The following is a 22,440-nucleotide window of genomic DNA, read 5'->3' on the forward strand; positions in this document are numbered from 1 at the left end:
GAAAGAACGCAGGGTGCGCGAGGCGTCGTCCGGCAAGGGGCGCACCTCGGCGGCTTTCGTGATCTTCGGGTGTCCGTGTGGCGGCGCCGGCGGACGGAGGAGTGGCTGGGAATGAGCGAAAACGGCGTTCTGATCGGGGTTTCGGACCACCCCGAGCATCTGTTGCTGCATCGCGCCAACCGGCACGGGCTGGTGGCCGGTGCGACCGGCACGGGCAAGACGGTGACGCTCCAGATCCTGGCTCAGGGCCTCTCGGACGCCGGGGTGCCGGTGTTCTGCGCCGACGTGAAGGGCGACCTGTCCGGCATCGCCGCGGTCGGAGCGCCGAACGACAAGATGCTCGCCCGCGCCGAGAAGATGGGCCTGGCGCTGAATCCCGTCGCCGCCCCGACCGTCTTCTGGGACCTGTTCGGACAGCAGGGCCATCCGATCCGGGCCACCATCTCGGAGATGGGTCCGCTGCTCCTCTCGCGGATTCTGGAACTGAACGACACCCAGGAAGGCGCGCTCTCGGTGGTGTTCCGCGCCGCCGACGAGGAAGGCCTGCTGCTCATCGACCTGAAGGACCTGCGCGCGGCCCTGAACTGGGCCTCCGAGAACGCCAAGGCGCTGTCGGCGAAATACGGCAACCTCTCGGGCACGACCGTCGCCACGATCCAGCGCAAGCTCCTGGTCCTCGAGGACCAGGGCGGCGGGCACATCTTCGGCGAGCCGGCGCTCCAGCTCTCGGACCTCATGCGCACGGACGGCTCGGGCCGGGGCTATGTGAACGTGCTGGCGGCCGACAAGCTCATCACCTCGCCGCGGCTCTACGCCACCTTCCTCCTGTGGCTGATGAGCGAACTGTTCGAGGAGCTCCCCGAGGTGGGCGACCCGGAGAAGCCGCGCCTGGCCTTCTTCTTCGATGAGGCGCACCTCCTGTTCCGCGATGCGCCCAAGCCGCTGCTGGAAAAGGTGGAGCAGGTGGTGCGCCTGATCCGGTCCAAGGGGGTCGGCGTCTACTTCGTCACCCAGAATCCCGCCGACATCCCGGACGTGGTCCTGGGCCAGCTCGGCAACCGTATCCAGCATGCGCTGCGCGCCTATACGCCGGCCGAGCAGCGGGGGCTGAAGGCGGCGTCCGGCAGCTTCCGCGTCAACCCCGCCTTCGACACCGCCGAGGCGATCCAGGGCCTGGGCGTCGGCGAGGCCCTGGTCTCGGTGCTGGACGAGAAGGGCGCCCCGACGGTGGTGCAGAAGACTCTCATCCGGCCTCCCGCCTCGCGCCTCGGCCCGCTGACGCCGCCCGAGCGCGCGGGCGTCATGGCCCAGAGTCCGGTCCGCGGGCTCTACGACGAGGCCAAGGACCGCGAGTCGGCGTTCGAAGTGCTCCAGGGCCGCGCAGTCCAGGCGTCGCAGGCCGCCGCGACGGCGCAGGCCGAGACGGCGGCGGCGGCCCAGCGCGAAGCCGAGGCCAGGGCGGCGGCCAAACAACCCGCCGCCAAGGCGCCCAAGGCGGCCCGGGCCTCGTCGCGCATGACCATGACCGAGGTCTTCACCAGCACCCTCGTGCGAAACGTGGCCAACCAGGTCGGGCGCGAGCTGATCCGCGGCGTCCTCGGCGGCCTCACCGGCGGCAGCCGGGCGACGAAGCGGCGATGACGCCGCTTCCGGATCTTTATTGCGATTGACTCGCAACAAGGGCCGCCGCACTGTTCTTGCGACTTAATCGCAAGAAGGGCGCGCGCATGTCGGTATCCAGGGATCGGGCGGAGCCTGACGCCGGCGAACCCTCCGCGTGCAAGGTGGGGCTGACTCCCGCTGAACGCCTGCTGTTCGCCGGGGTGCGCGCCTGGGCCCGCATGCGGATTTCGGGGCATCGACCGCATCAGGCGGTGGCCGCGGCCCTGGGCCGCAGGGTGTCGGCGCGCACGGCCACCCTGTTCATCGCCTGGATCCAGGCGGTGGAGACCGGCAGCCGCCGCCCTCTGGCGCTGACCTGCCCCGACTGCGGCGGGGTCTCCACCGACGCCCAGCGCCTGATCGTGGCCTGTGGCTCGGCGCCGGTGGACGGCGCCCTGGCCTACGCGCTGCTGGAGCCGATCCTGCGCGACCCTTCGATCGTGATCGGCCTGGGCGTCCGGCTCAACCGGGCGATGGCCGCCGAGGGCTGGCCCCTGCCCGCCCGGTGCGTCGAGGGCGAGAGCCAAACGGTCCACTGAGCGCAGTCGCGACGGCGGCCCCCGCCTGTACGAAAAGGGGCTCAACAAAAAGGGCCCGGTCGACACCGGGCCCCTTCGGTCGTCGGAGATCGCGTCGTCCTACCGGGGCGCCATCCGGATGGCGCCGTCCAGGCGGACGTCTTCCCCATTGAAGTAGGGGTTGGTGATCATCTGGAGCGCGAGCGACGCGTAGTCCTCGGCGTTGCCCAGGCGCTTGGGGAACGGCACCGAGGCGGCCAGCGCCTCCTTCACCTGGGGCGGGGCGGCGTTCATCAGCGGCGTGTTGAAGATGCCCGGCAGGATGGTGTTGACGCGGATGCCGTCGCCGGCCAGGTCGCGGGCGATGGGCAGGGTCATGCCGACCACGCCGCCCTTCGACGCCGAATAGGCCGCTTGCCCCATCTGGCCGTCCTCGGCCGCCACGCTGGCGGTGTTGACGATCGCGCCGCGCTCGCCGTCCACCGGCTCGAGGTCCAGCATGCCCTTCGCCGACTTGGCGATGCAGCGGAAGGTGCCGACGAGGTTGATCTGGATGATCCAGTTGAACGCATCCAGCGGGAAGTGCTTGGTCTCGCCCGTCTGCTTGTCGCGGCCCGCGGTCTTGATCGCGTTGCCGGTGCCGGCGCAGTTCACCAGGATGCGCTCCTGGCCATGCGCCTCGCGGGCCTTGGCGAAGGCCGCGTCCACTTCCTCTTCCGAGGTGACGTTGACTTTGCAGAAGACGCCACCGATCTCCTTGGCGACCGCTTCGCCCTTCTGTTCGTTCATGTCGAAGATGGCGACCTTGACGCCCTGGGCGGCCAGCGCGCGGGCGGTGGCCTCGCCGAGGCCCGAGGCGCCGCCGGTAATGACGGCCGCGACGGAGGAATCGAGTTTCATGGAACAACCGCTCCCATATGATGGCGGAATGAAATCGGCAGAGGCTTTAGCCCGATGAGCGGCGGCAAAAAAGCGTCACCTGACGTCAGCTTCGATGCGATGGCTCCGATCGCGCCCGAGCGCGCGCTCGTGCCCTCGGTCATGCAGGTCAACGAACGGCGGGTGCGGGCGGGCTTCTGGCCCAAGATCGCCCGGGTGGCGGCGAAGATTCCGTTCGCCCGCGACGCTCTGGCGGTCTGGTACTGCGCCCGGGACGACGATACGCCCCTGGCGGCCAAGGGAATGATGTTCGCCGCCCTGGCCTACTTCGTCATGCCGGTGGACGCGGTGCCCGACTTCATCGCAGGGCTCGGCTACACCGACGATGCGGCGGTCTTCACCGCCCTGCTGGCGATCATCGGCAAGAACCTCAAGCCGCAGCACCGGGCGGCCGCCCGGCGCGACATCGAGCGGCTGCGGGGCGACGACTGAACCCGGTCAGCGCCCGTCGGGCTCGGCGCTGAGCTTCGCCGACCGCGCCAGCCGCTGTTCCCGCCAGGTGATGAGCAGCGTCGAGCCGGCCACGATCAGGGCGCCGGCCATGGTCCAGACGGTCGGGACCTCGGCGAACACGAAGAAGCCGATCACGGCGCTGAAGATCAGGCGCGTATAGTCGATGGGCGCCATGGCCGCGGCGTCGCCCAGCGACATGCCCTTGATGTAGCAGGCCTGGTTGACCACGCCGATGGCGCCCATCGCACAGAGCAGGACAAGGTCGGTCGGCTCCGGAACGCGCCAGGTCAGGGCTGCGCCCGGAATGGCGAACAGCAGGCCGAGGAAGGTCGACCAGACCAGGATCACCCGGGGCGCATGATCCCGCGTCAGCACTTTCATGCCCGTCACCGTCAGTGCGAACAGGAAGGACGACGCCAGCATGGCCAGCGCGGGCGCGCCCACGGCGAACTCGCCCCCCGCGCCGGGCCGCACCATCAGCAGCACGCCGAGGAACCCCACGACCGCCGCCCCGATCCGCAGAGGTCCCACCTTCTCCTTCACGACGAAGATCGCCAGCGGCACGAGCCAGAGGGTGCGGGTGAACGAGAGCGCGTTCGCATCGGCCAGCGGCATATGCTGGAAGGCGTAGAACGACAGGATGATCCCGATCGTCCCGGCGCTGGCCCGGAAGAGCAGGATGCCCGGGCGGCGGGTGGCGAACGCCGCTCCGCGGTGACGCAGAATGACCGGCAGCAGGATCACCGCGCCGGCCGCCTGGCGATAGAAGGTCTGGAGCGAGGCCGGATAGTCCTCGCCCAGGAACTTGATCAGCGTGGCCATGATCGAGAACGTCACGGCCGAGAGCAGCATCCAGAGCGCGCCCTGGATGTTCGGAGACAGGTTCGAGGCGACGCCGCGCGTCACGCGGGCGGGGACGAGGCCAGCGCCTCGCCGAACATCTCCGCGAAGGGCGATGGCCCGCTCTGGTCCCAGGCGTGCCGCGGGCCCACCGTGATGCCGCCATCGACGACGATGTGCGTGCCGGTGACGAAGGCGGCGGCGTCCGAGGCCAGAAAGAGCGCGGCCTGGGCGATGTCGTCGGGCACGCCCGCCTTGTGCGTGGGCTGGACCTTGGCGGCGTTCTCGGCCACCCGCGCCGCCATCTGGTCGGCGACCGCGCGTGGCAGACCCAGCGAAGCGCCGAAGATCGAGGTGGCGATCAGTCCGGGGCAGATGGCGTTGACGCGGATTCCCTGCGGGCTGAGCTGGGCGGCGGCCACCCGGCTCATGTGGATCACGGCGGCCTTCGCGGAGGAATAGGCGATGGGGCCGAAGCCCGCCTGGAGGCCCGCGATCGACGCCGTGTTGACGATCGAGCCGCCGCCGCGGGCCAGCATGGCCGGGACAGCGTGCTTCATGCCGAGCGCCGGGCCGCGGACGAGGACGTCGTAGATCCAGCTCCAGGTCTCGGCCTCGATGGCCGGGATTTCGCGCATGCCGTCGGAGATGCCGGCGTTGTTGAAAAGGATATCCAGGCCACCGAACTCCGAGACGGCCAGCCCGATCGCCGCGGCGATCTCGGCCTCCTTCGTCACGTCGCAATGGGCGTAGCGGACGACGCCGGGGAACCGCGTCTCCAGCATGGCGCCCTTCTCGTCCTGGATGTCGGCGGCCACCACCTTCGCGCCCTCGGCGACGAACAGCTCCACCGTCCCGAGCCCGATGCCCGACGCCCCGCCGGTGATCACCGCCACCTTGCCGTCCAGCCTGCCCATCGTGTCGCCCTCCCGTATCTTATCGGCGGTTACTAGGCCCGCTCCCGGGGACGTGGCAACGGCGTCGCGCGAACGAAATCTTCAGCGCTGCCGGAATACGCCCGACGACACACAGGACGGCAGGGCATGAGTCTCCGAATATCGCCGACACCGATGTCGATACGCCGTCCCGGCAAGTGGGCGGCGGCGCTGGCCCGTGCGGCCCTCGCCGACCCGGCCGCCTCGAATCCGGCCCTGGGCGCAGCTTCCGCGCTGATCGTGTTCGCCGCGGCCGTGCCGTTCGCCGGCTGGACCCTGCCCGCGATCTGGCTCGCCGCCATGCTGGTCCTGGCGCTGAGCGAAGCGGTCTGGCCCGAGGCGGGGCCCAAGGGACCGGACGCGGTCCGGCCCTGCATCTGGCTGACCAGCGCCGGCTATTCCCTCGCCGGCCTCTACCTCACCATTTTCCACACGGGCGCCGCGCAGACCTTGGGGGTCACGCTGTTTGGCGTGGTGATGTTCCAGATCCTGGCGCGAGACTATGAACGGCCGCGACGCCTCTGGCTTCATCTCACCGCCCCTCTTTTGGCCGTCGTGACGGTTCAGGTCGCCGCGGGTGCGGATCTGCTGCTGGGCGGGGAGCCGTGGCGGCTCGTGACCTTGCTGGCCAGCCCCTACGTCGTCTACCGGGCCCTGCGCGCCGTGCATCACAACCTCGACGGCAGCCGGCGTCAGGCCGAGGCCGCGCTGGCCCAGCTCGGAGAGAGCGAGGCGCGCTATCGGCAGCTCGCCGAACGCTCGCCCGACATCATCATCCGCTACGACGTGGAAGGACGCCTCGAATACCTGTCGCCGGCGGCGAGCCGCTACGCCGCCGATCCCTCGGATCTGATCGGGCGCAACGTCCGCGAGTTTCTCGACCCCTGCGAACTCGACCGCAACGCCGCATTTCTGCAAGACCTGGCCGCGGGCCAGCCGGCGGCCGCCACGGATCAGAGCGTCTGGCGGACGTGGACCCCTGACGGCGAGCTCATCTTCCTGGAAGGCGCCACCTCGCCCATCAGCGACGACGACGGCCGCCACGTCGGCGCTATGGCGATCCTGAGGGATGTCACCGCGCGGGTGGCGCTGGAGGACGAACTGCGCCGCAAGACGGCCGAGGCGGAGGCCGCGACGGTCGCCAAGAGCCAGTTCCTGGCCAACATGAGCCACGAGATCCGCACACCCCTGACCGGCGTCATCGGGTTCGCCCGGCTGCTGAGGACGATTCCGGGCCTTCCGGCCGACGCCGGCCGCTACGCCAGCCGCATCCACACCAGCGCCGACGCCCTGCTGGCGGTGGTCAACGACGTGCTCGACTTCTCCAAACTCGAGGCCGACCAGGTCCAGCTCGATCCGCAACCCCTGGACCCGCGGGCGTTCGTCGAGGAGATCGCCGATCTCGTGCGCGACCAGGCGGCGGCCAAGGGCCTGAGCCTCACGCTCGAGACCGACCACGACCTGCCGGCCTGGATCGCGGCGGACGGCGCGCGACTTCGGCAGATCGCTTTGAACCTTCTCACCAACGCCGTGAAGTTCACGGCCGAGGGCGGTGTCACGATCTCCGCGGAGACATCCTCCGACCGTTCCAGCCTCAGGATCGCGGTGCGCGACACGGGGATCGGCGTACCGGCCGAGGTGGCCGGACGGCTGTTCCAGCGCTTCTCACAGGTCGACGGATCGGCCACCCGCCAGCACGGGGGCACCGGACTGGGCCTGGCGATCTCGAAAGGGCTCGTCGAGATCATGGGGGGCCGGATCGGCGTGGAAAGCACGCCCGGGGTCGGCTCGACGTTCTGGTTCACCATCCCCATCGCGCACGCTACGGCGCCCGCCGAGACCGCGGTCTCGGACCCGACGGCCGGCGCCGAACTGTCGGCAATCCGCATTCTGATGGTCGACGACGTGTCGGTGAATCGCGAACTCGTCGCCGCGATGCTGGAGCCCTTCGACCTGACGGTCGTCGAAGCCGCCAGCGGCGCCGCCGCCGTCGAGGCGGCGCTGCATTCGCGGTTCGACCTGATCCTGATGGATCTCCAGATGCCCGGGATGGACGGACTGGCCGCCACCGCGGCGATACGGGCCAACTGCGACCTCAACCGCCTCACGCCGATCGTGGCGCTGTCGGCCAATATCCTGCCCGAGCAGGTCCAGGCCTGCCTGGCCGGCGGTATGAACGACCACATCGGCAAGCCGATCGACGCCGGCGAGCTGCTCGGCGCGATCGGCCGCTGGGCGGCGCGGCGCGACGCCGCCTGAGGCGTCTAGACCGTCACCACCACCTTGCCCATCGCCTTGCGGCTGGCGAGGTGCGCGATGGCCTTGGGGGCGTCGGCCAGGCTGAAGGTCTCGGAGACGTGCGGCTTGATCTTGCCATCCACGTACATCTGCATCAGCTCGGCCACGCTCTCCTGGTGCTTCTTCGGGTTCTTGCCCACCCAGGCGCCCCAGAACACGCCCACGATCTCGCAGCCCTTCAGCAGGGCCAGATTGAGCGGGATCTTGGGAATCTCGCCAGCGGCGAAGCCCACCACGAGGTACTTGCCCTCCCAGGCGATCGAGCGCAGCGCGGGCTCGGCGTAGGCGTCGCCGATGGCGTCGTAGATCACGTCGGCGCCGTTGGGGGCCGTGGCGTCCTTGAACAGGCCGGCCAGCGCCTTCTGCCCGTCGCGGTCGAACGGGCCCTTGGGATAGACCACGCCCGAGGCCGCCCCTCGGCTGATGCAGAGATCCACCTTCTCCTGGCTCGAGGCCGCGGCGATCACCGTCGCGCCCATCGCCTTGCCCAGTTCGACCGCCGCCAGGCCCACGCCGCCCGCGGCGCCCAGCACCAGCAGGGACTGGCCCGCCTGGAGGTTCGCGCGGTCCTTCAGCGCGTGCCAGCTCGTGCCGTAGGTCATGATGAAGGCCGCCGCGTCGTCGAACGGCATGGCGTCGGGGATCTTCACCAGACGATGCGCCTCGAGCGCGATCTGCTCGGCCATGCCGCCCCAGCCGGTGTTGCCCAGCACGCGGTCGCCCGGCTTCACGTGGGTGACGCCCTCGCCCACCGACTTCACGATCCCGCTGATCTCGCCGCCGGGCGAGAAGGGCCGCTCGGGCTTGAACTGATACTTGTCCTCGATGATCAGCACGTCGGGGAAGTTGACCCCGATCGCCTTCACCTCGACCACCGCATGACCGGGCTTGGCCACGGGATCGGCCACCTCTTCCAGCACCAGGGTCTCGGGCCCGCCGACAGCCTTGCTCAACAGCGCTTTCATGGACGCCTTCTCCCGCGTTCTCGAATGATTGGGGCGCGACCCTAGCGGGGTCGAACGGATGTTTGAAGTGCCTGTCGCGTGTCGAATTTGGTGACGGCCTCTCTCTCCCCTATATTCGCCGCCTTCCAGAAGGATCCGAACCTTGGGCGTGACCCTCGATCTCAGCCGTGCGCCGGCCCGGCCGGTGACGCCGACCAACCTGACGGGCCTTTCCCGCCAGGAGCTGGCCGACGCCCTGGTCGAGGCGGGTGTCTGTCCGCGCGAGAAGGCGAAGATGCGCGCCTCGCAGGCCTGGCGCTGGATCCATCACTACGGCGTCACCGACTTCGCCGCGATGACCGACATCGCCAAGGACACGCGCGCCGCGATGGTCGCAGCCTTCACCCTCGCCCGCCCGGAAGTGGTCGAGCGTCAGGTGTCGAAAGACGGCACCCGCAAGTGGCTGATCCGCATGGGCCCCGGGATCGAGGTCGAGACCGTCTACATTCCCGATGTGGGCCGGGCCGGCGCGCTCTGCGTCAGCTCCCAGGTCGGCTGCACGCTGAACTGCACCTTCTGCCACACGGGCACCCAGGCCCTGGTGCGCAACCTGACCGCCGCAGAGATCGTGGCCCAGGTCCAGGTGGCCCGGGACGACCTCGGCGAATGGCCCTCGCCGAAGGAGGACCGACGCCTGTCGAACATCGTGTTCATGGGCATGGGCGAGCCGCTCTACAACCTCGACAACGTGGCCAAGGCCATCGACATCATCGCCGACAACGAGGGCATCGCCATCTCGCGCCGGCGGATCACGGTGTCGACCTCGGGCGTGGTCCCCCAGCTCCAGGCGCTCGGCGAGAAGACGCAAGCGATGCTGGCCATCTCGCTGCACGCCACCAACGATGAGCTGCGCGAAAAGCTGGTGCCGCTCAACAGAAAGTATCCGCTTGCGGAGCTGATGGCCGGCATCCGCGCCTATCCCGGCCTGGGCAACGCCCGCCGGGTGACCTTCGAGTACGTCATGCTGAAGGGCGTCAACGACAGTCCGGCCGAGGCCAAGGCCCTGGTCCAGCTCCTCAAGGGCGTTCCGGCCAAGATCAACCTGATTCCGTTCAACCCCTGGCCCGGCACGGACTACGAGTGCTCCTCCTGGTCCACGATCGAGCAGTTCGCGGCGATCCTGAACCGCGGCGGCTACGCCTCGCCCATCCGCACGCCGCGCGGCCGCGACATCCTGGCCGCCTGCGGTCAGCTCAAGAGCGAGAGCGAGAAGCAGCGGGCCAGCGCCCGGCGCCGGGCCGAGGCGGGCCAGGCCGAAACCGGGAAAGCCGGGGTCGAGGACACCCCCGTTTCCGGGTAGAAGCTCGGCCGTGCTAAGGCTCCGCCCGCAGTATCGGGATTCCACGCATGCCCACGACCTCGCCTGAGATCCAGGCTTTCGCCGCCGGTTTCCCGATCTTCCTGGCGCATGCGAGCGTCACCATCGTGATCCTGCTGATCGGTGCGGCGGCCTATGTCCTGCTGACCCCGCACAAGGAGATCAGCCTGATCCGCGAGGGCAACACGGCGGCGGCCGTCTCGCTGGGCGGCGTGCTGATCGGCCTCGCCATCCCGCTCTCGGCCTCGCTCAAGGCCTCGGCCAACGTCATCGAGATCGGCCTCTGGGGCGCCGTCACGGTGGTGGTCCAGCTCCTCGTCTTCCGCCTGGTCGACATCATCCTGCGCGGCCTGCCCAGGCGCATCCAGGAGGGTGAGATCTCGGCCGCGGCCCTCCTGGTGGGCGCCAAGATCGCGACGGCCCTGCTCGTGGCCGCCGCGCGCAGCTAGGCCGAGCGGCGGCCATGCGCTTTCCACGACTCCCCGACTGGGCGATCTACGCCGCCGTCGTCGTGGCCGTGCTGTTCGCCGCTCTGGGGCGGGACGAGCGCGCCGATGCGCCGCCGCCGCCGCCCAAGGGTTCCGAACCGCTGGGCGAGGTGGTGGGGCCGGCCTCGCCCTTCGACCCCTCGGTGGTCGTGGACGTGCCGAAGAAGACCGGGCCGGCCGCCGGCACCGCGTTCTCCATCGCCCGCTCCGGAGTCTGGCTCACCGCCCGCCACGTGGTGGACGGCTGCGACAAGCCGGTGATCGTCGTCGGCCCTTCGACCGGCGTGGCCGTCGACGTCCGGGTCGACCCGCGCAGCGAGGCCGCATTGCTGTTCACCGAGGGCGGTTCCGACGCCCTCCCGCTCAGCCTCACCGAGCCGTTGCGGCGCGGACAGCGAGCGTTCCATCCCGGCTTCCCGCAGGGCGAGCCGGGCGAAGCCAGCTCGCGCCTGCTGGGACGCGAGACCCTGGTGGTGCGCGGCCACGGCGCCCGTAGCGAGCCGGTCCTGGTCTGGGCCGAGACGGGCCGAACCGACGGGTTGAAGGGTTCTCTGGGCGGACTGTCCGGCGCCCCGGCCCTCGACGCCCAGGGCCGGGTGCTGGGCGTCACCATCGCCGAGAGTCCGCGGCGCGGTCGCATCTACACCACCGCGCCCGAGATGGTGCGGGAGACCCTGTCGTCCAACGGGCGCCGGCCGGACGGCGCCGGAACCGCGCGGCAGACGATCACCCCGCAGAACTACTTCTATGTCGCCGACGACCTGCGCCGCGAGCTTCAGGTGGCTCAGGTGCTCTGCCTGGATTGAGCGTCCCCCGGCTCCCCGCGGGCCGGTTCTCCACTGGCCTCCGGTCCCCCAGGGGCCTCGGGCTGTCGCCCGGCGACCATGAACGCCAGCACCACGGCCGCGACGCCCAGCGCCGAGGAATACATGAAGAAGAGCACATAGCCCGCGCCCAGCGCCGCCGGGCTGACCTGGGATTTCTCCATCGCCCCCGCGAAGGCTTCGGGCGGCAGCCCGGCGAACAGCGCCTTCAGGCCCGAGATCGGCCCCCCCGCGTCCGCCGCGGCGGCCGACGATTCCACGATGCGCCCGGACTGTGAGGCGATCAGCTTGCCGGGCAGGGCGTAGAGCGACGAGAACAGTGCGTACTGGGTCGCCGTGAACCCGGCGGACGTCAGGCTCGACATGTAGGCGATCAGGCAGGTGCCGGAGATTCCACCGGCCACGTTGTCGATGCCGATGGCGACGAACAGGGCCCAGAGTTGCGGCCCCTGGGTGGCGAGCCAGGCGAAGGAGAGGTTGCTGACCGGTCCCGCGAAGGCGCCGATCACCAGCGCCCGCATCAGGCCTAGCCGCGCCACCAGGAAACCGCCCAGGCCCACCCCCAGCACGGTCATCACCACGCCGAACACCTTCCGCGCCTCGGCGATCTCGATCTTGCTGAAACCGAGGTCGGCGTAGAACGGGTTCATGATGTTGAGCACGAAGTCCGACAGCCGATAGAGGCAGATCAGCGCCAGGATCAGCGCCGCCACGCCGCGGTAGCGGACCAGGAAGTCGCGGAACGGATCGCCCAGGGCCGCGAAGAGATAGACGCCCGGCCGTGTCCGGACGCCCGGGATCGGCAGGATCGCCAGCACGATCACGCCCAGGCCCACGGCGACGGACAGGAGTTGAAGATACACGCCCTCCGGCCGGGCCGCCCAGGCCGCCCGCACCGCCTCGCCCGCGTCGGGCGCGCCGGCGCCGGCAAGCAGGGCCGCCAGCAGCGAGGCGTCGGCGGCGAGGCCCGAGCCGAGCAGCAGCGCGCCCAGGCCGAAGACCGCGAAACGCGCCAGCCACTCGGGCAGTTCGAGCAGGGGCCGGCTGGGCACGCCCTCGGCGTGGATCGGGCGGACGGCGTGCGCCTTCTCGCGGGGCGCGCCGAGCACCCCCGCCACGCCCGCCAGCATGAGGGCAGCCATGACGGCGTAGGACGCGCTCCAGCCATAGGCTTCGGCCAGGATCAGCGGCACGGCGCCGGCGACGATCATGGCGATGCGGTAGCCCCACTGGTAGGCGGCGGCCATGGCCCCCTGCTTCTCCACCTCGGCCGCCTCGATGCGCCAGGCGTCGATGACGATGTCCTGGGTCGCCGAAACGAAGGCCACCAGGGCGGCGAAGGCGGCCATCAGCGCCAGGTCGCGGGCCGGATCGACGCCCGAGATCATCCAGAGGCCCAGCATCAGCAGGACCTGGAGCACGATCATCCAGCTTCGCCGGTGGCCCAGGAGGCCGGTGAGCAACGGCACGCGGGTGCGGTCGATGAGCGGGGCCCAGAGGAACTTCAGGGAATAGCTCAGCGTGGCGAGCGCGAAGATCGAGATGACCTGAAGAGACAGGCCGGCCTCGCGCAGCCAGAGCGACAGGGTGTCGAAGATGAGCAGGTTCGGGAGGCCCGAGGCGAAGCCGAGCGCCAGCATCACCAGCGCCCGGCGTTCCACGAAGACCGCGAGGGCGGCCACGGCTCCCCGTTGGGCTAGGGCGCCGCGTCCAGGCGGCCCGCCTCGTTTGGGTTCCGCGGCGTCCGCGTTCAAGACGGGTCTCCGGAGCGAAGGCGCCCCCGCGCCCGACCTTCTAGGTCACCCGACCTTGGCGCGCGCCGCGGGCTTCGTCCAGCCGGGGCTGGTCCAGCGCGTGAGCGCGCCGCGCAGCGCGTCGGGAGACAGCGGCTTGACCAGGAAGTCGTCCATGCCCGCCGCCAGGCACGCATGGCGGTCGTCTTCGAAGGCGTTGGCGGTCAGGGCCACGATCGGCGTGGTCACGCCGTCGGCGCGCAGGCGACGCGCAGTGTCCTCGCCCGAAAGGCCGGGCATCCGCATGTCCATCAGGATGATATCGTAGGCGCCCACGTCGGCGGCGACCAGGGCTTCCTCGCCACCCACCGCGTGCTCCACCTCGCAGCCTTCGCGGGTCAGGAGCGCCTTGGCCAGAAGCGCGTTGATGGGATTGTCCTCGACCAGCAGCACCCGCACGCCGGGCGCGGCCGCGGCGGCGATCCGCTCGTCCTCGCGCGGCGCGGCGTCGGCGGCCGGGGCGGCGCCCGCGGCGATCAGCACCCGCTCGGCCAGCGAGGCCCGGCGCAGCGGCTTGATGAGGTAGCCGGCGAAACCCGCCCGACGGTAGCGGGCGATGCGCTCGCGCTCGTCCGGCGCCAGCAGCACGATGGCGCGCCGTTGGGACGGCGCGCGAAGCGATCCGTTCGCCGTCGCGAAGGCGGCGTCGACCAGCACGACGTCGCCCGGACGGGTCATGGCAGCAGCCTCCGCGGCAGTCGGCGCACACGCCGCCTGGCCGCCGCAGGCCTCGATCTGCAGACGCGCGGCGTCGCGCACCACCGCACTGGGCGAGGCGACGCCGATCGTCCGTCCCGCCAGCGCCGGCTCGGTCACCGCGGCCGGCAGGCCCGGGAGGGCGGCCTCGAACCAGAAGCAGGCGCCGCCCCCGGCTGCGCTCTCGACCCCAACCTCGCCGCCCATGGCTCGCGCGAGACGGCGCGCGATCGCCAGGCCGAGGCCCGCGCCGCCCAGGTCGGCATGGCTCGCATCGGCCTGGGCGAAGGCCTCGAAGATTCGATCGCGGTCCGACTTGGACACACCGGGCCCGGTATCCTCCACCGCGAATCGGACGCGTCCCGGCTCGGGTGCGTCGGCGGTGATCAGGACGCCGCCCGTCTCCGTAAACTTCACGGCGTTGCCGGCGAAGTTCAGCAGGATCTGCCGCAGGCGGCCTTCGTCGGCGTGGATCTGTGCGGGCGTCTGCGGCGCGGCCCAGGCGATCTCCAGCCCCTTTTCGCGCGCCCGCGGCGACAGCAGCTCGGCCACGCCGCGCAGCAGCCCCTCCAGCTCCATGGGCGCCGCATGCAGCTCGACGCGGCCGGCGCCCAGCTTGGCGAAGTCGAGGACGTCGTTCACCAGGGTGAGAAGATGCTCGCCGCTGTCGTGGAGCGCGGCCACGTAGGCGCGCTGTTCGGCGGTCAGGCGGGTGCCTTCCAGAAGCCGCGCCATGCCCAGCACGCCGTTGAGCGGCGTGCGGAATTCGTGGCTGAGCGAGGCGAGCTGCTCCGCGCTGATCTGGGCGCGGGTCGGCCGGCGCTCGGATAGGGGACGTGGCGTTCTGCGCATGGCGCGCAAGGCTTAGGCGCAACGCCTTAACGGCGAGTCAAGCGGCGCCACAAGCGGCGACAAAACAACGCGAGGCGAAAGAATCCACGCGTCAAAGTAGACGTAGCGGCAAAGCCGTCGTTTACTGGAGACCAAGGACCGGAGTGCGTTGTGACGGACGTCATGAACCCTGTCGATGCGTTGACACAGCGGGAACGTGATTGCCTGCGGCTCGTCGACCAGCATCTCAGCTCGAAGCAGATCGCCCGACAGCTCGGCATGTCCAAGACATCCGTCGATACCTACTGCGACCGCGCGCGGCGGAAACTGGGCGTCGATGACCGCTTCCAGGCCGCCCGCATCCTGCGCGAACTCGACGCTGTCCTGATCGCGTCAGGACAAGACGCGATCAGGACAGACAGCCCCTCGGAAAACTGGCCGCATGGCGTGGCCAACGAGGGAGCTTTCGATGGGTCATCATCCGAACTTCGAGAACCGAGCGGTCGTCGGGAGGGCGCTACGCCTTCGCCGGGAGATCGACGACTTCGAGGCGCGCTGGCCGGCCCTGACGAAGCGGGAAGAGCTGATCCCGAGCTTCTCCTGGATGCAACTCGAGCGGCAACTGGTCGATCTGGCGGCGACGCCGGCGCAAGCCGACATGGCCCGACACCTGGTGTCGGCCACCCGGAAGCTGGCGCCGTTCAAGCCGCCCGAGATGGTGCTGCGCGAGATCCTTTGTATGACCTGGGTGCTGCTCGACGAGAACTTCAAGGTCGAGCCGGAACCCGGCGCTTCCGCAACGAGCTGACGCCGCTCGCCCGGCTCGGTGTGATCGTGGGAATCGCCGTCGTCACGGCCCTCGCCTTCGGGGGCATGCTGGCGGGGCTCCACGCCCTCAACGAGCTGGCGACGAAGCTGCTCTAGGGAACCGCGGGGGCGATTTAACCCTTCGCCCGAACGTCCAAGAAACCCTGTTATCTGAAACTGTAAACGCGGCGTAACTGCGCCGTGCATGGAGAGAGCTATGCTGAAAGAACGCCGCATGGTCGCCGAACAAGTCGCCGGCGCCCTCTTCGACGCCGAAGCCGCTATCGATGCGGCGATCTCCAAGACCGCTCACCTTACGGGTGTGATGCCTGCGCTGCGCAAGCAGGTCGGCGCCTCGGCGCTGATCGGCCAGGACGCCGTCGAACGCGCCAGCCAGGCGATCATGGCGCTGGCCGAAGCCCGCCGCGCGATCGTCGAGACGCACAAGGAGCTGAGTGTGGTCCAGGGCCAGATCGGCCTGGGCGCCGTGACCATGGTCGGCGATGGCGGCGAAAAGCCCGCGCCGGGCATGACGGAAACCCATCGCGTCCGCATGCGGGCGCTGCGGGTCGCCTCCTGATCGTAACTTCCGGTTGGTTCAATCCCGGGGCGCGGTCTGCCACACTGGCGCCGCCCCCCGGGGTCCCCGGCCGACGACCACTTCGTACTCAAGGGGCTCCAGGGTCTCTGGGCGCGTCTGTGAGGGTGGTCGAGTGTATCAGCTTCCCGTCTGGGTCTGGCCTACCGCTCTCCTCGGAGTCTGCGCGCTTGCCGTATGGCGCGGCCGTGACGAGGAACGCCTCGGAGCGGCAAGTGTGCTGGCCGGATGGGCGCTCACGCTCATGGTCTTCAAATCACGCAGTGAAGACACTCAGTGGGCGGTTCTAGCCATCGATGCGGTCCTGTTCGCGATCCTCATGTGGATAGCATTTCGCACCCGCCGCTACTGGCCGCTGTTCGCCGCCGCCTTTCAGCTTCTTCTGGTGGTCACTCACTTCGCCCGCGCCCTGGATTCCGGCGTGTCGGGCTGGGCGTATCTCACCGCCGGCCTCGTCTGGAGCTACTTGATGCTCATCAGCGTCGGCTACGGCGCCTGGACCGCCCCCCATGCGGCCGAGTCGGCCGACGTGGACCCGATGGAGGCGCCCGGCGCGATCCGGCGATAGACCAGGGCCTCGGCGACATGGATGCGGCGCACCGACGGCGCATCCTCCAGATCGGCGATGGTGCGGGCGAGGCGCAGCGTGCGCACCCAGCCGCGCGCCGAGAGACCGCCCGCCTCGGCCGCGCGCGACAGCAGCGCCCGCGCCGGCCCATCCAGATCGCAGATCGCTTCCAGAAAATCGCCGTCCGCCTGGGCGTTGAGGCGGGGGACGTCGGGCCCTGTGCGCTCCACCTGCGCCGTCCGGTCCGCCTGTAGTCCGCGCTCCGCTTGCCGTGTGCGGGCGGCCAGGACCCGCGCCGCCGCCTCGGCCGTCCCCTCGGCGGGGGGCGGCAGCGCCAGGTCGGCCGGCGTCACCGGCGGAACCTCCACCTGCAGGTCGATACGGTCCATCAGGGGCCCCGAGATCCGGCCCTGGTAGTCGGTCTGGCACCGGGGCGCCCGGCCGCAGGCGCCCCGGCCCGCACCGCCCAGACCGCAACGGCACGGATTCAGGGCGGCAACGAGCTGGAAGCGGGCGGGATAGCGAACGTGGGCGTTGGCCCGCGCCACCACCACCTCGCCCGTCTCCAGAGGCTGACGCAGCGAATCCAGCGCCTGGGCGCCGAACTCGGGCAGTTCGTCCAGGAACAGCACGCCGTTGTGGGCCAGGCTCACTTCCCCCGGCTTCGCCCGGTGCCCGCCGCCCGTCAGGGCGGCCATGCTGGCGGAGTGGTGCGGGCTGCGGAACGGCCGCGCGCGGGAGAGCTGGCCCCGCGCGATCAGCCCGGCGACCGAATGGATCATCGACGTCTCGAGCAGTTCGGACGCCGTGAGCGGGGGCAGCAGGCCGGGAAGCCGGGCCGCCATCATCGACTTGCCCGAGCCCGGCGGGCCGATGAAGCTGAGGTTGTGGCCGCCGGCCGCGGCGATCTCCAGAGCCCGCTTGGCGTTCTCCTGGCCCTTCACGTCCCGCAGGTCGGGGACCCGCTCGGCTTCGACCATCTCGCCGGCCCGGGGCGGCGACAGCACCTGGGTTCCACGGAAGTGGTTCACCAGCGCGATCAGCGACGGGGCGGCCAGGATCCGCGTCTCTCCCGCCCAGGCGGCCTCGGGCCCGCACGCCTGGGGACAGATGAGGCCCAGACCCATGCCGCCCGCCGCCACCGCGGCGGGCAGCGTCCCCGCCACAGCCGTGATGCGGCCATCCAGCGCCAGCTCGCCCACGGCGGCCCAGCCTTCGAGCGCGTCGGGCGGAATCACCCCCATGCCGGCCATGATCGCGAGCGCGATGGGCAGGTCGTAGTGGCTGCCTTCCTTCGGCAGGTCGGCCGGCGCCAGATTCGCGATGATGCGCCGCGACGGCAGGGCCAGACCCATGCCCTGGAAGGCGCCCCGCACCCGCTCACGGCTTTCGGACACGGCCTTGTCGCCCATGCCGACGAGGAAGAACTTCTGCTCGCCGCCGGTGAACTGGACCTGAACATCGACGCGCACGGCCTGAACGCCGCTGAAGGCCAGCGTCACCACGCGCGCGGACATGCCTGCAACCCCTCGTGGACCCCTGGAAGTTATCCACAACCCAGCACGACGCGCAGCTCAGATCAAGAACAAAAATAGAACTTTGATAGAAACTAAGACGTTTCCGTAACTTCCAGGCAACTCTTACAAGACGACCTAAGGCTGCGCGCGCAGGGCCTCGATCCGGGACCACATCACGTCTGTCGCGTCCACCCCGGTGAAGCGCTTCAGCGCCACCGCGCCCGTCGGGGAGGTCACGTTGATCTCCGTCAGGTGATCGCCGATCACGTCGATGCCGACGAAGATCAGCCCGCGGGCCTTCAGCTCGGGGCCGATGGCGGCGCAGATCTCGCGATCCCGCGCCGAAAGCTCCACGGGCTCGGGCGTGCCGCCGACCGCCATGTTGGACCGGATCTGGCCCTTGGCCGGCACGCGGTTGATGGCGCCCACGGGCTCGCCGTCCACCAGCAGGATGCGCTTGTCGCCCTTGCTGACCGAAGGCAGGAACTTCTGCACGATCACCGGTTCGCGCCCCAGTTCGGCATGCAGCTCCAGCAGGGTGTCGAGGTTCGGGTCGTCCTTCAGGTGGCGGGTCACGCCCGATCCGCCCCGGCCGTTCAGCGGCTTCAGCACGATGTCGCCGTGGCGGGCCCGGAAATCGCGGATCGCCTCGCGGTCCCAGGTGATGAGCGTGGGCGGCTGCAAGCCGGGGAACCTGGTGACGAACAGCTTCTCGGGCGCGCTGCGCACCTCGGCCGGATGGTTCACCACCAGGGTCTTCGGGTGGATCGCCTCCAGGAAGAAGGTGGCGTCGATGTAGTGCATGTCGAACGGCGGGTCCTGGCGCATCAGCACCACGTCGAAGTCCGCGAGTTCGACGCGCCGCACCGGCCCCGCCGTGAAGTGGTCGCCGGCCACCCGCCGCACCTGGATGTCGCGACCGCGCGCGAAGACCCGGCCGTCCTCCAGAGCCAGGGAATCGGTCAGGTAGACGAACAGCGAATGCCCGCGCGCCTGGGCGCTCTCCATCATCAGGAAGGTCGTGTCCCCCTCGATGTTCACCCCCTCGATAGGGTCCATCTGGACGGCGACCTTCAGGGACATGTGCGGCTTCCTCGGCGAGCGATGAGATGCAGATAGGCCGCGACGGGGATCAGCGCCAGCGCTCGCGCGCGTCATTGAGCCGCCTTCAGGCCTCTTTGACGCCAGCGCCAGCCCTACGCCGGCGGCGCCGGAGCCAGGCATAGGTCAGGCCGTCCGGCGCGACCGGGACGGCCCGGTCTTTGCCCGGCTCTGAGGGAATGTCGTGGCCTCGTTCAGTTCAGCCGCAGCCTCACGCGCTCGCGCGCCGCTCGCGCGGCCAGGGCGGCGCCGCCGTCCAGGGTGGTGGCGCGCTGGAGAGCCTCGAGGGCGCCGGCCAGGGCCCCCTGGCCTTCGCGCGCGGCGGCCACGTCCAGCCAGGGCCGGTGATCGGTCGGATCGAGCAGCGCGCGCCGGAGCGCCGCACGCTCTGCTCGGGCGAAATCGCCGGCGTTGGTCGCATGGGCGTAGACGATGTTCTGCAACCGCAGGAGCACGGCGCGGTCGTCCACCGGGGCCATGAGGCGGTCCAGGCGGTCGGCCACGTTGGGCGTCAGGCCGGCATGCAGGGCGCGCCGCGTCAGTTCGGACGGCAGCACCACACGCCCCTCCGAAAACGGATCCAGGGCCAGCGGCCCCTCGTCGGTCTCGATCCTGAGCAGGAAGTGGCCCGGGAAGTCCACGCCCCTGACCACCAGTCCGCAGCGGCGGGCGGCATGGAGGTAGTAGACGCCCAACGTGACGGCCAGGCCGCGCTTGCGGGCGGCGACGCCCAGGACATCGGCGTTGTCGGGGTCGTCCAGGGTGAAGAGATCGCCCGAAAGGCCAAGGTCGCCCGAAAGCGCCTCGGCCAGGGCCTCTTCGGGGCTCTCGCGCTTCAGGCGCTCGGCCAGACGCTCCACGCCCGCGGCGGCCAGTTCTCGCGCCAGCGCCGGGTCGCGGACCGGGTTCTCATGGATGGCGCAGGCGATCGCCGCCTCCATCAGGGGGAAGGCGTCGTTGGAAGCGCCACCGGCTTCCGCGAGGATCGTCTCGGCCTCGTCGCGGTCCATCAGGGTCCGTGCTTGTCCGTCAGGCGCCCTTCCAGGCGTCGGGAATATGCATAGGAAGGCGGCCGGGCGCGAGCGCCACCAGATCGAGTCGGACCGAACAGTCCCGCAGCGCCGGCCGACCGGCCGCCAGAGCGAGCCCGGCGCGCCGCAGGCGGTCGCGCTGATCGGACGTCACGGTCTCCAGCGCTACATCCAGGCTCATCCTTCGCTTGACCTCCACCACCGCCAGCACCCGGCCGCGCAGGGCCAGGAGATCGACCTCGGCCTGCCGGGTCTTCAGGCGGAAGCCCAGGATGCGATACCCCCTGGCCATCAGCCAGATCGCCGCCAGCACCTCGCCCCGGCGACCCGAAAGCCGGGCCTGGGCGCCCCGGCGCGCCCGGGCGTTCACGGACCAGGGTCCTCCGTCTCGGGCGCCGCCGCCTTCAGCGCCATCGCCCGGCGGTAGAGATCGCGCTTCGGCAGGCCCAGGGCCCTGGCCACCTCGGCGGCCGCGTCCGAGGGCTTCAGGCGGGAGAGAGCGTCGGCGAGCGCGGTGTCCACGTCGGCGGCGGTGGCCTCGGCCTCGCGGCCGGGCGCCACCAGAACCACGATCTCGCCCCTGGGCGCGTCCAGCGCGGAATCGGCGGCCAGTTCGGCCAGCGTGCCCCGGTAGAAGGTTTCGTAGAGCTTGGTGATCTCGCGGCAGACGACGGCCTCGCGATCCGCGCCCAGCACCGCCGCCATGTCGGACAGGCTATCCTTCAGGCGAGAGCCGCCCTCGAAGAAGGCGAGGGTGGCGCGCACGCCGGCCACCTCGGCCAGGAACGTCCGGCGGGCGGCGGACTTCGGCGGCGGAAACCCCAGGAACAGGAAGCGGTCGGTCGGCAGCCCTGCCGCCGACAGGCCCGCCACCAGGGCCGAAGCCCCCGGGACGGGGATCACCGCATGCCCGGCCGCGGCCGCGTCGCGCACCAGGCGATAGCCGGGGTCGGAGATGAGCGGCGTGCCCGCATCCGACACCAGGGCCACGCGTCCGCCGTCGGCCAGAACGGCCAGGGCCTTGGGCCGCGAGCGCTCGGCGGCGTGCTCGTCATGGCGCTCCAGCTTCGCCGAGAGACCAAAGGCGGCCAGCAGCTTGGCGGTGACGCGGGTGTCCTCGGCAAGGACCAGGTCGGCCTGGGCCAGCACGTCCAGCGCCCGGAGCGTGATGTCGCGCAGGTTTCCGATGGGCGTCGCGACGACATACAGCCCCGGCGCCGGCGGCGCGTCGTCGAGGGTGGGCGGGGGAAGGGCGCGGGCCATGACCGAGGCTTCGCCGGTCCCGGCCCCCAACGCAAGCGCCGTGCGGCGAGACCCCTGATCGGGGGAGGCGGGCAGGGCGACAGGCGCCGCATTGAGAACCAAGCGCCGCTGTGCGGGCGCGCATTTCAGGAGCGTATGCGTGAAACGTTTCCCTATGGCCGCCGCGGCGGCCCTCACCCTGGCGGCCTCGACCCTGGCGGCTCCGGCGCAAGCCGCGGTCGTGACCTTGAAGTTCGAGGGCAACATCCCGTCGACCAACGCCTTCTTCGGCAGCGGCCTCGAAAACCGGATGGCCCCGAATCAGATCTCGTACATCGACGGCATCCAATTGGGCCGCGGCGCCATTCCCGGCAGCCCCTACGAATTCGTCTTCGAGTACGACACCGACGCGGTGGCCACCGACGGCAGGTACCCGCTGACCTTCGTCTCGGGCTATGTCGGCTCCAACACCGATTTCAGCGCCTTCGATCCCTTCATCCAGTTCCGTCAGGTGGGCGAGTACGCCTACATGAACCTCATCCTGCAGAAGATCGACACCATCGGTCCAAACACCTACCGCACCACCGCGGTGTTCTCGGTGGGGGACCGGGGCGGCGACGTGACGCTGGGCCTCCTGCCCGAGTCGCTGGACCCGACCAGCCTGGACTTCATCGTCGCCTCGTTCGAGACCTTCGGGCGTGAGGGCGCGTACCGCCACATCGTCGATGGCGTCTCGCGCGGCCTGTCCATCGTCCCGCAGTCCGACCCGGGCGGCGTCGGCGCGATTCCCGAGCCCGGGACCTGGGCGATGATGATCGTGGGCTTCGGCGCCGTTGGAGCCGTGCTCCGCCGGCGCCGTCCGATGGTCGGAGCCTTCGCCTAGAGCGCGTTGGCCCTAGATTGAATCGAAGATTCCGCGGGGAGGCGGATCATGATTCAAGCTGTGTGCTGGGTGGAGGTCAGCACAGATGGTGAAG

22 protein-coding genes and 1 pseudogene are annotated in these 22,440 nt (G+C 70.3%); 12 read left to right on the top strand and 11 right to left on the bottom strand.

The window, feature by feature from the left end; genetic code table 11:
- The first annotated feature begins 111 nt into the window (after window positions 1–111).
- Window positions 112–1,641, top strand: a complete 1,530-nt coding sequence (locus ABS78_RS05235) for a helicase HerA-like domain-containing protein (RefSeq protein WP_293375748.1) — start codon at window positions 112–114, stop codon at window positions 1,639–1,641.
- A gap of 86 nt (window positions 1,642–1,727) precedes the next feature.
- Window positions 1,728–2,201 carry a hypothetical protein gene (locus ABS78_RS05240; RefSeq protein WP_293375750.1) on the top strand — a complete coding sequence of 158 codons (474 nt, stop codon included), beginning with the start codon at window positions 1,728–1,730 and terminating at the stop codon, window positions 2,199–2,201.
- Between the two features lie 99 nt (window positions 2,202–2,300).
- Here the strand turns inward: ABS78_RS05240 and ABS78_RS05245 are convergent, their stop codons facing one another.
- Window positions 2,301–3,080 (bottom strand): SDR family NAD(P)-dependent oxidoreductase, encoded by a 780-nt coding sequence (locus tag ABS78_RS05245; RefSeq protein ID WP_293375752.1) that lies wholly within the window; start codon window positions 3,078–3,080, stop codon window positions 2,301–2,303.
- Between the two features lie 54 nt (window positions 3,081–3,134).
- Here ABS78_RS05245 and ABS78_RS05250 point away from each other — a divergent pair, with 54 nt between their 5' ends.
- A complete protein-coding gene (locus tag ABS78_RS05250) occupies window positions 3,135–3,551 on the top strand; it encodes a YkvA family protein (RefSeq protein ID WP_293375754.1) in 417 nt (138 codons plus the stop codon).
- A 6-nt stretch (window positions 3,552–3,557) separates the two neighbouring features.
- On the opposite strand, the gene ABS78_RS05255 is transcribed toward ABS78_RS05250, so the two are convergent.
- Together ABS78_RS05255 and ABS78_RS05260 are read right to left on the bottom strand one after the other, a co-directional pair.
- On the bottom strand, window positions 3,558–4,478 hold the full coding sequence (locus ABS78_RS05255) for a DMT family transporter (protein ID WP_363082704.1): 921 nt from the start codon (window positions 4,476–4,478) through the stop codon (window positions 3,558–3,560).
- Window positions 4,475–5,329 carry an SDR family oxidoreductase gene (locus ABS78_RS05260; RefSeq protein ID WP_293375756.1) on the bottom strand — a complete coding sequence of 285 codons (855 nt, stop codon included), beginning with the start codon at window positions 5,327–5,329 and terminating at the stop codon, window positions 4,475–4,477. The genes ABS78_RS05255 and ABS78_RS05260 overlap by 4 nt, the downstream gene beginning before the upstream one ends.
- 126 nt (window positions 5,330–5,455) lie before the next feature.
- Between ABS78_RS05260 and ABS78_RS05265 the strand changes: the two genes are divergently transcribed.
- On the top strand, window positions 5,456–7,606 hold the full coding sequence (locus tag ABS78_RS05265) for an ATP-binding protein (protein WP_293375758.1): 2,151 nt from the start codon (window positions 5,456–5,458) through the stop codon (window positions 7,604–7,606).
- A 5-nt stretch (window positions 7,607–7,611) separates the two neighbouring features.
- Here the strand turns inward: ABS78_RS05265 and ABS78_RS05270 are convergent, their stop codons facing one another.
- Window positions 7,612–8,610 (bottom strand): NADPH:quinone oxidoreductase family protein, encoded by a 999-nt coding sequence (locus ABS78_RS05270; protein ID WP_293375760.1) that lies wholly within the window; start codon window positions 8,608–8,610, stop codon window positions 7,612–7,614.
- A gap of 142 nt (window positions 8,611–8,752) precedes the next feature.
- Here ABS78_RS05270 and rlmN point away from each other — a divergent pair, with 142 nt between their 5' ends.
- The 3 genes from rlmN to ABS78_RS05285 are packed head-to-tail and all read left to right on the top strand — an operon-like array spanning window position 8,753 to window position 11,261.
- Window positions 8,753–9,949 (top strand): 23S rRNA (adenine(2503)-C(2))-methyltransferase RlmN, encoded by a 1,197-nt coding sequence (gene rlmN, locus ABS78_RS05275; RefSeq protein ID WP_293375762.1) that lies wholly within the window; start codon window positions 8,753–8,755, stop codon window positions 9,947–9,949.
- A 47-nt stretch (window positions 9,950–9,996) separates the two neighbouring features.
- Complete coding sequence (locus tag ABS78_RS05280) at window positions 9,997–10,416, top strand: DUF350 domain-containing protein (protein ID WP_293375764.1); 420 nt, start codon at window positions 9,997–9,999, stop codon at window positions 10,414–10,416.
- A 14-nt stretch (window positions 10,417–10,430) separates the two neighbouring features.
- Window positions 10,431–11,261 carry a serine protease gene (locus tag ABS78_RS05285; RefSeq protein WP_293375766.1) on the top strand — a complete coding sequence of 277 codons (831 nt, stop codon included), beginning with the start codon at window positions 10,431–10,433 and terminating at the stop codon, window positions 11,259–11,261.
- On the opposite strand, the gene ABS78_RS05290 is transcribed toward ABS78_RS05285, so the two are convergent.
- Window positions 11,240–12,961, bottom strand: coding sequence for an MFS transporter (locus ABS78_RS05290; protein ID WP_363082707.1), 1,722 nt, complete (start codon window positions 12,959–12,961; stop codon window positions 11,240–11,242). The two genes, ABS78_RS05285 and ABS78_RS05290, sit on opposite strands and share 22 nt — an antisense overlap.
- A gap of 117 nt (window positions 12,962–13,078) precedes the next feature.
- A complete protein-coding gene (locus tag ABS78_RS05295) occupies window positions 13,079–14,620 on the bottom strand; it encodes a response regulator (RefSeq protein ID WP_293375768.1) in 1,542 nt (513 codons plus the stop codon).
- Window positions 14,621–14,782: 162 nt separating this feature from the next.
- Here ABS78_RS05295 and ABS78_RS23885 point away from each other — a divergent pair.
- The 4 genes and pseudogenes from ABS78_RS23885 to ABS78_RS05310 all read left to right on the top strand — a co-directional run.
- Window positions 14,783–14,950: pseudogene (locus tag ABS78_RS23885) on the top strand (helix-turn-helix transcriptional regulator); the annotation flags it as partial.
- A gap of 118 nt (window positions 14,951–15,068) precedes the next feature.
- Entirely contained in the window at window positions 15,069–15,407 is a 339-nt protein-coding gene (locus tag ABS78_RS05300) for a hypothetical protein (RefSeq protein WP_293375770.1), read from the top strand.
- A gap of 216 nt (window positions 15,408–15,623) precedes the next feature.
- On the top strand, window positions 15,624–15,986 hold the full coding sequence (locus ABS78_RS05305) for a hypothetical protein (protein ID WP_293375772.1): 363 nt from the start codon (window positions 15,624–15,626) through the stop codon (window positions 15,984–15,986).
- Window positions 15,987–16,221: 235 nt separating this feature from the next.
- On the top strand, window positions 16,222–16,572 hold the full coding sequence (locus ABS78_RS05310; protein ID WP_293375774.1) for a hypothetical protein: 351 nt from the start codon (window positions 16,222–16,224) through the stop codon (window positions 16,570–16,572).
- Here ABS78_RS05310 and ABS78_RS05315 read toward each other — a convergent pair.
- From ABS78_RS05315 to rsmI, 5 genes are all read right to left on the bottom strand, one after another.
- Window positions 16,491–18,089 carry a YifB family Mg chelatase-like AAA ATPase gene (locus ABS78_RS05315; protein ID WP_293375776.1) on the bottom strand — a complete coding sequence of 533 codons (1,599 nt, stop codon included), beginning with the start codon at window positions 18,087–18,089 and terminating at the stop codon, window positions 16,491–16,493. The genes ABS78_RS05310 and ABS78_RS05315 overlap by 82 nt on opposite strands.
- 135 nt (window positions 18,090–18,224) lie before the next feature.
- Window positions 18,225–19,172 carry a glutathione synthase gene (gene gshB / locus ABS78_RS05320; RefSeq protein WP_293375778.1) on the bottom strand — a complete coding sequence of 316 codons (948 nt, stop codon included), beginning with the start codon at window positions 19,170–19,172 and terminating at the stop codon, window positions 18,225–18,227.
- Between the two features lie 212 nt (window positions 19,173–19,384).
- A complete protein-coding gene (locus ABS78_RS05325; RefSeq protein ID WP_293375780.1) occupies window positions 19,385–20,200 on the bottom strand; it encodes a transglutaminase family protein in 816 nt (271 codons plus the stop codon).
- 19 nt (window positions 20,201–20,219) lie between these two features.
- Window positions 20,220–20,591 carry a YraN family protein gene (locus tag ABS78_RS05330; protein ID WP_293375782.1) on the bottom strand — a complete coding sequence of 124 codons (372 nt, stop codon included), beginning with the start codon at window positions 20,589–20,591 and terminating at the stop codon, window positions 20,220–20,222.
- Window positions 20,588–21,484 carry a 16S rRNA (cytidine(1402)-2'-O)-methyltransferase gene (gene rsmI, locus ABS78_RS05335; protein WP_293375784.1) on the bottom strand — a complete coding sequence of 299 codons (897 nt, stop codon included), beginning with the start codon at window positions 21,482–21,484 and terminating at the stop codon, window positions 20,588–20,590. The genes ABS78_RS05330 and rsmI overlap by 4 nt, the downstream gene beginning before the upstream one ends.
- Window positions 21,485–21,623: 139 nt before the next feature.
- Between rsmI and ABS78_RS05340 the strand changes: the two genes are divergently transcribed.
- On the top strand, window positions 21,624–22,346 hold the full coding sequence (locus ABS78_RS05340; protein ID WP_293375786.1) for a PEPxxWA-CTERM sorting domain-containing protein: 723 nt from the start codon (window positions 21,624–21,626) through the stop codon (window positions 22,344–22,346).
- The last annotated feature ends 94 nt before the right edge of the window (window positions 22,347–22,440 follow it).

The sequence above is a fragment of the Phenylobacterium sp. SCN 70-31 genome (assembly GCF_001724605.1).
In the GTDB taxonomy this organism is placed as follows: Bacteria; Pseudomonadota; Alphaproteobacteria; order Caulobacterales; family Caulobacteraceae; genus Phenylobacterium.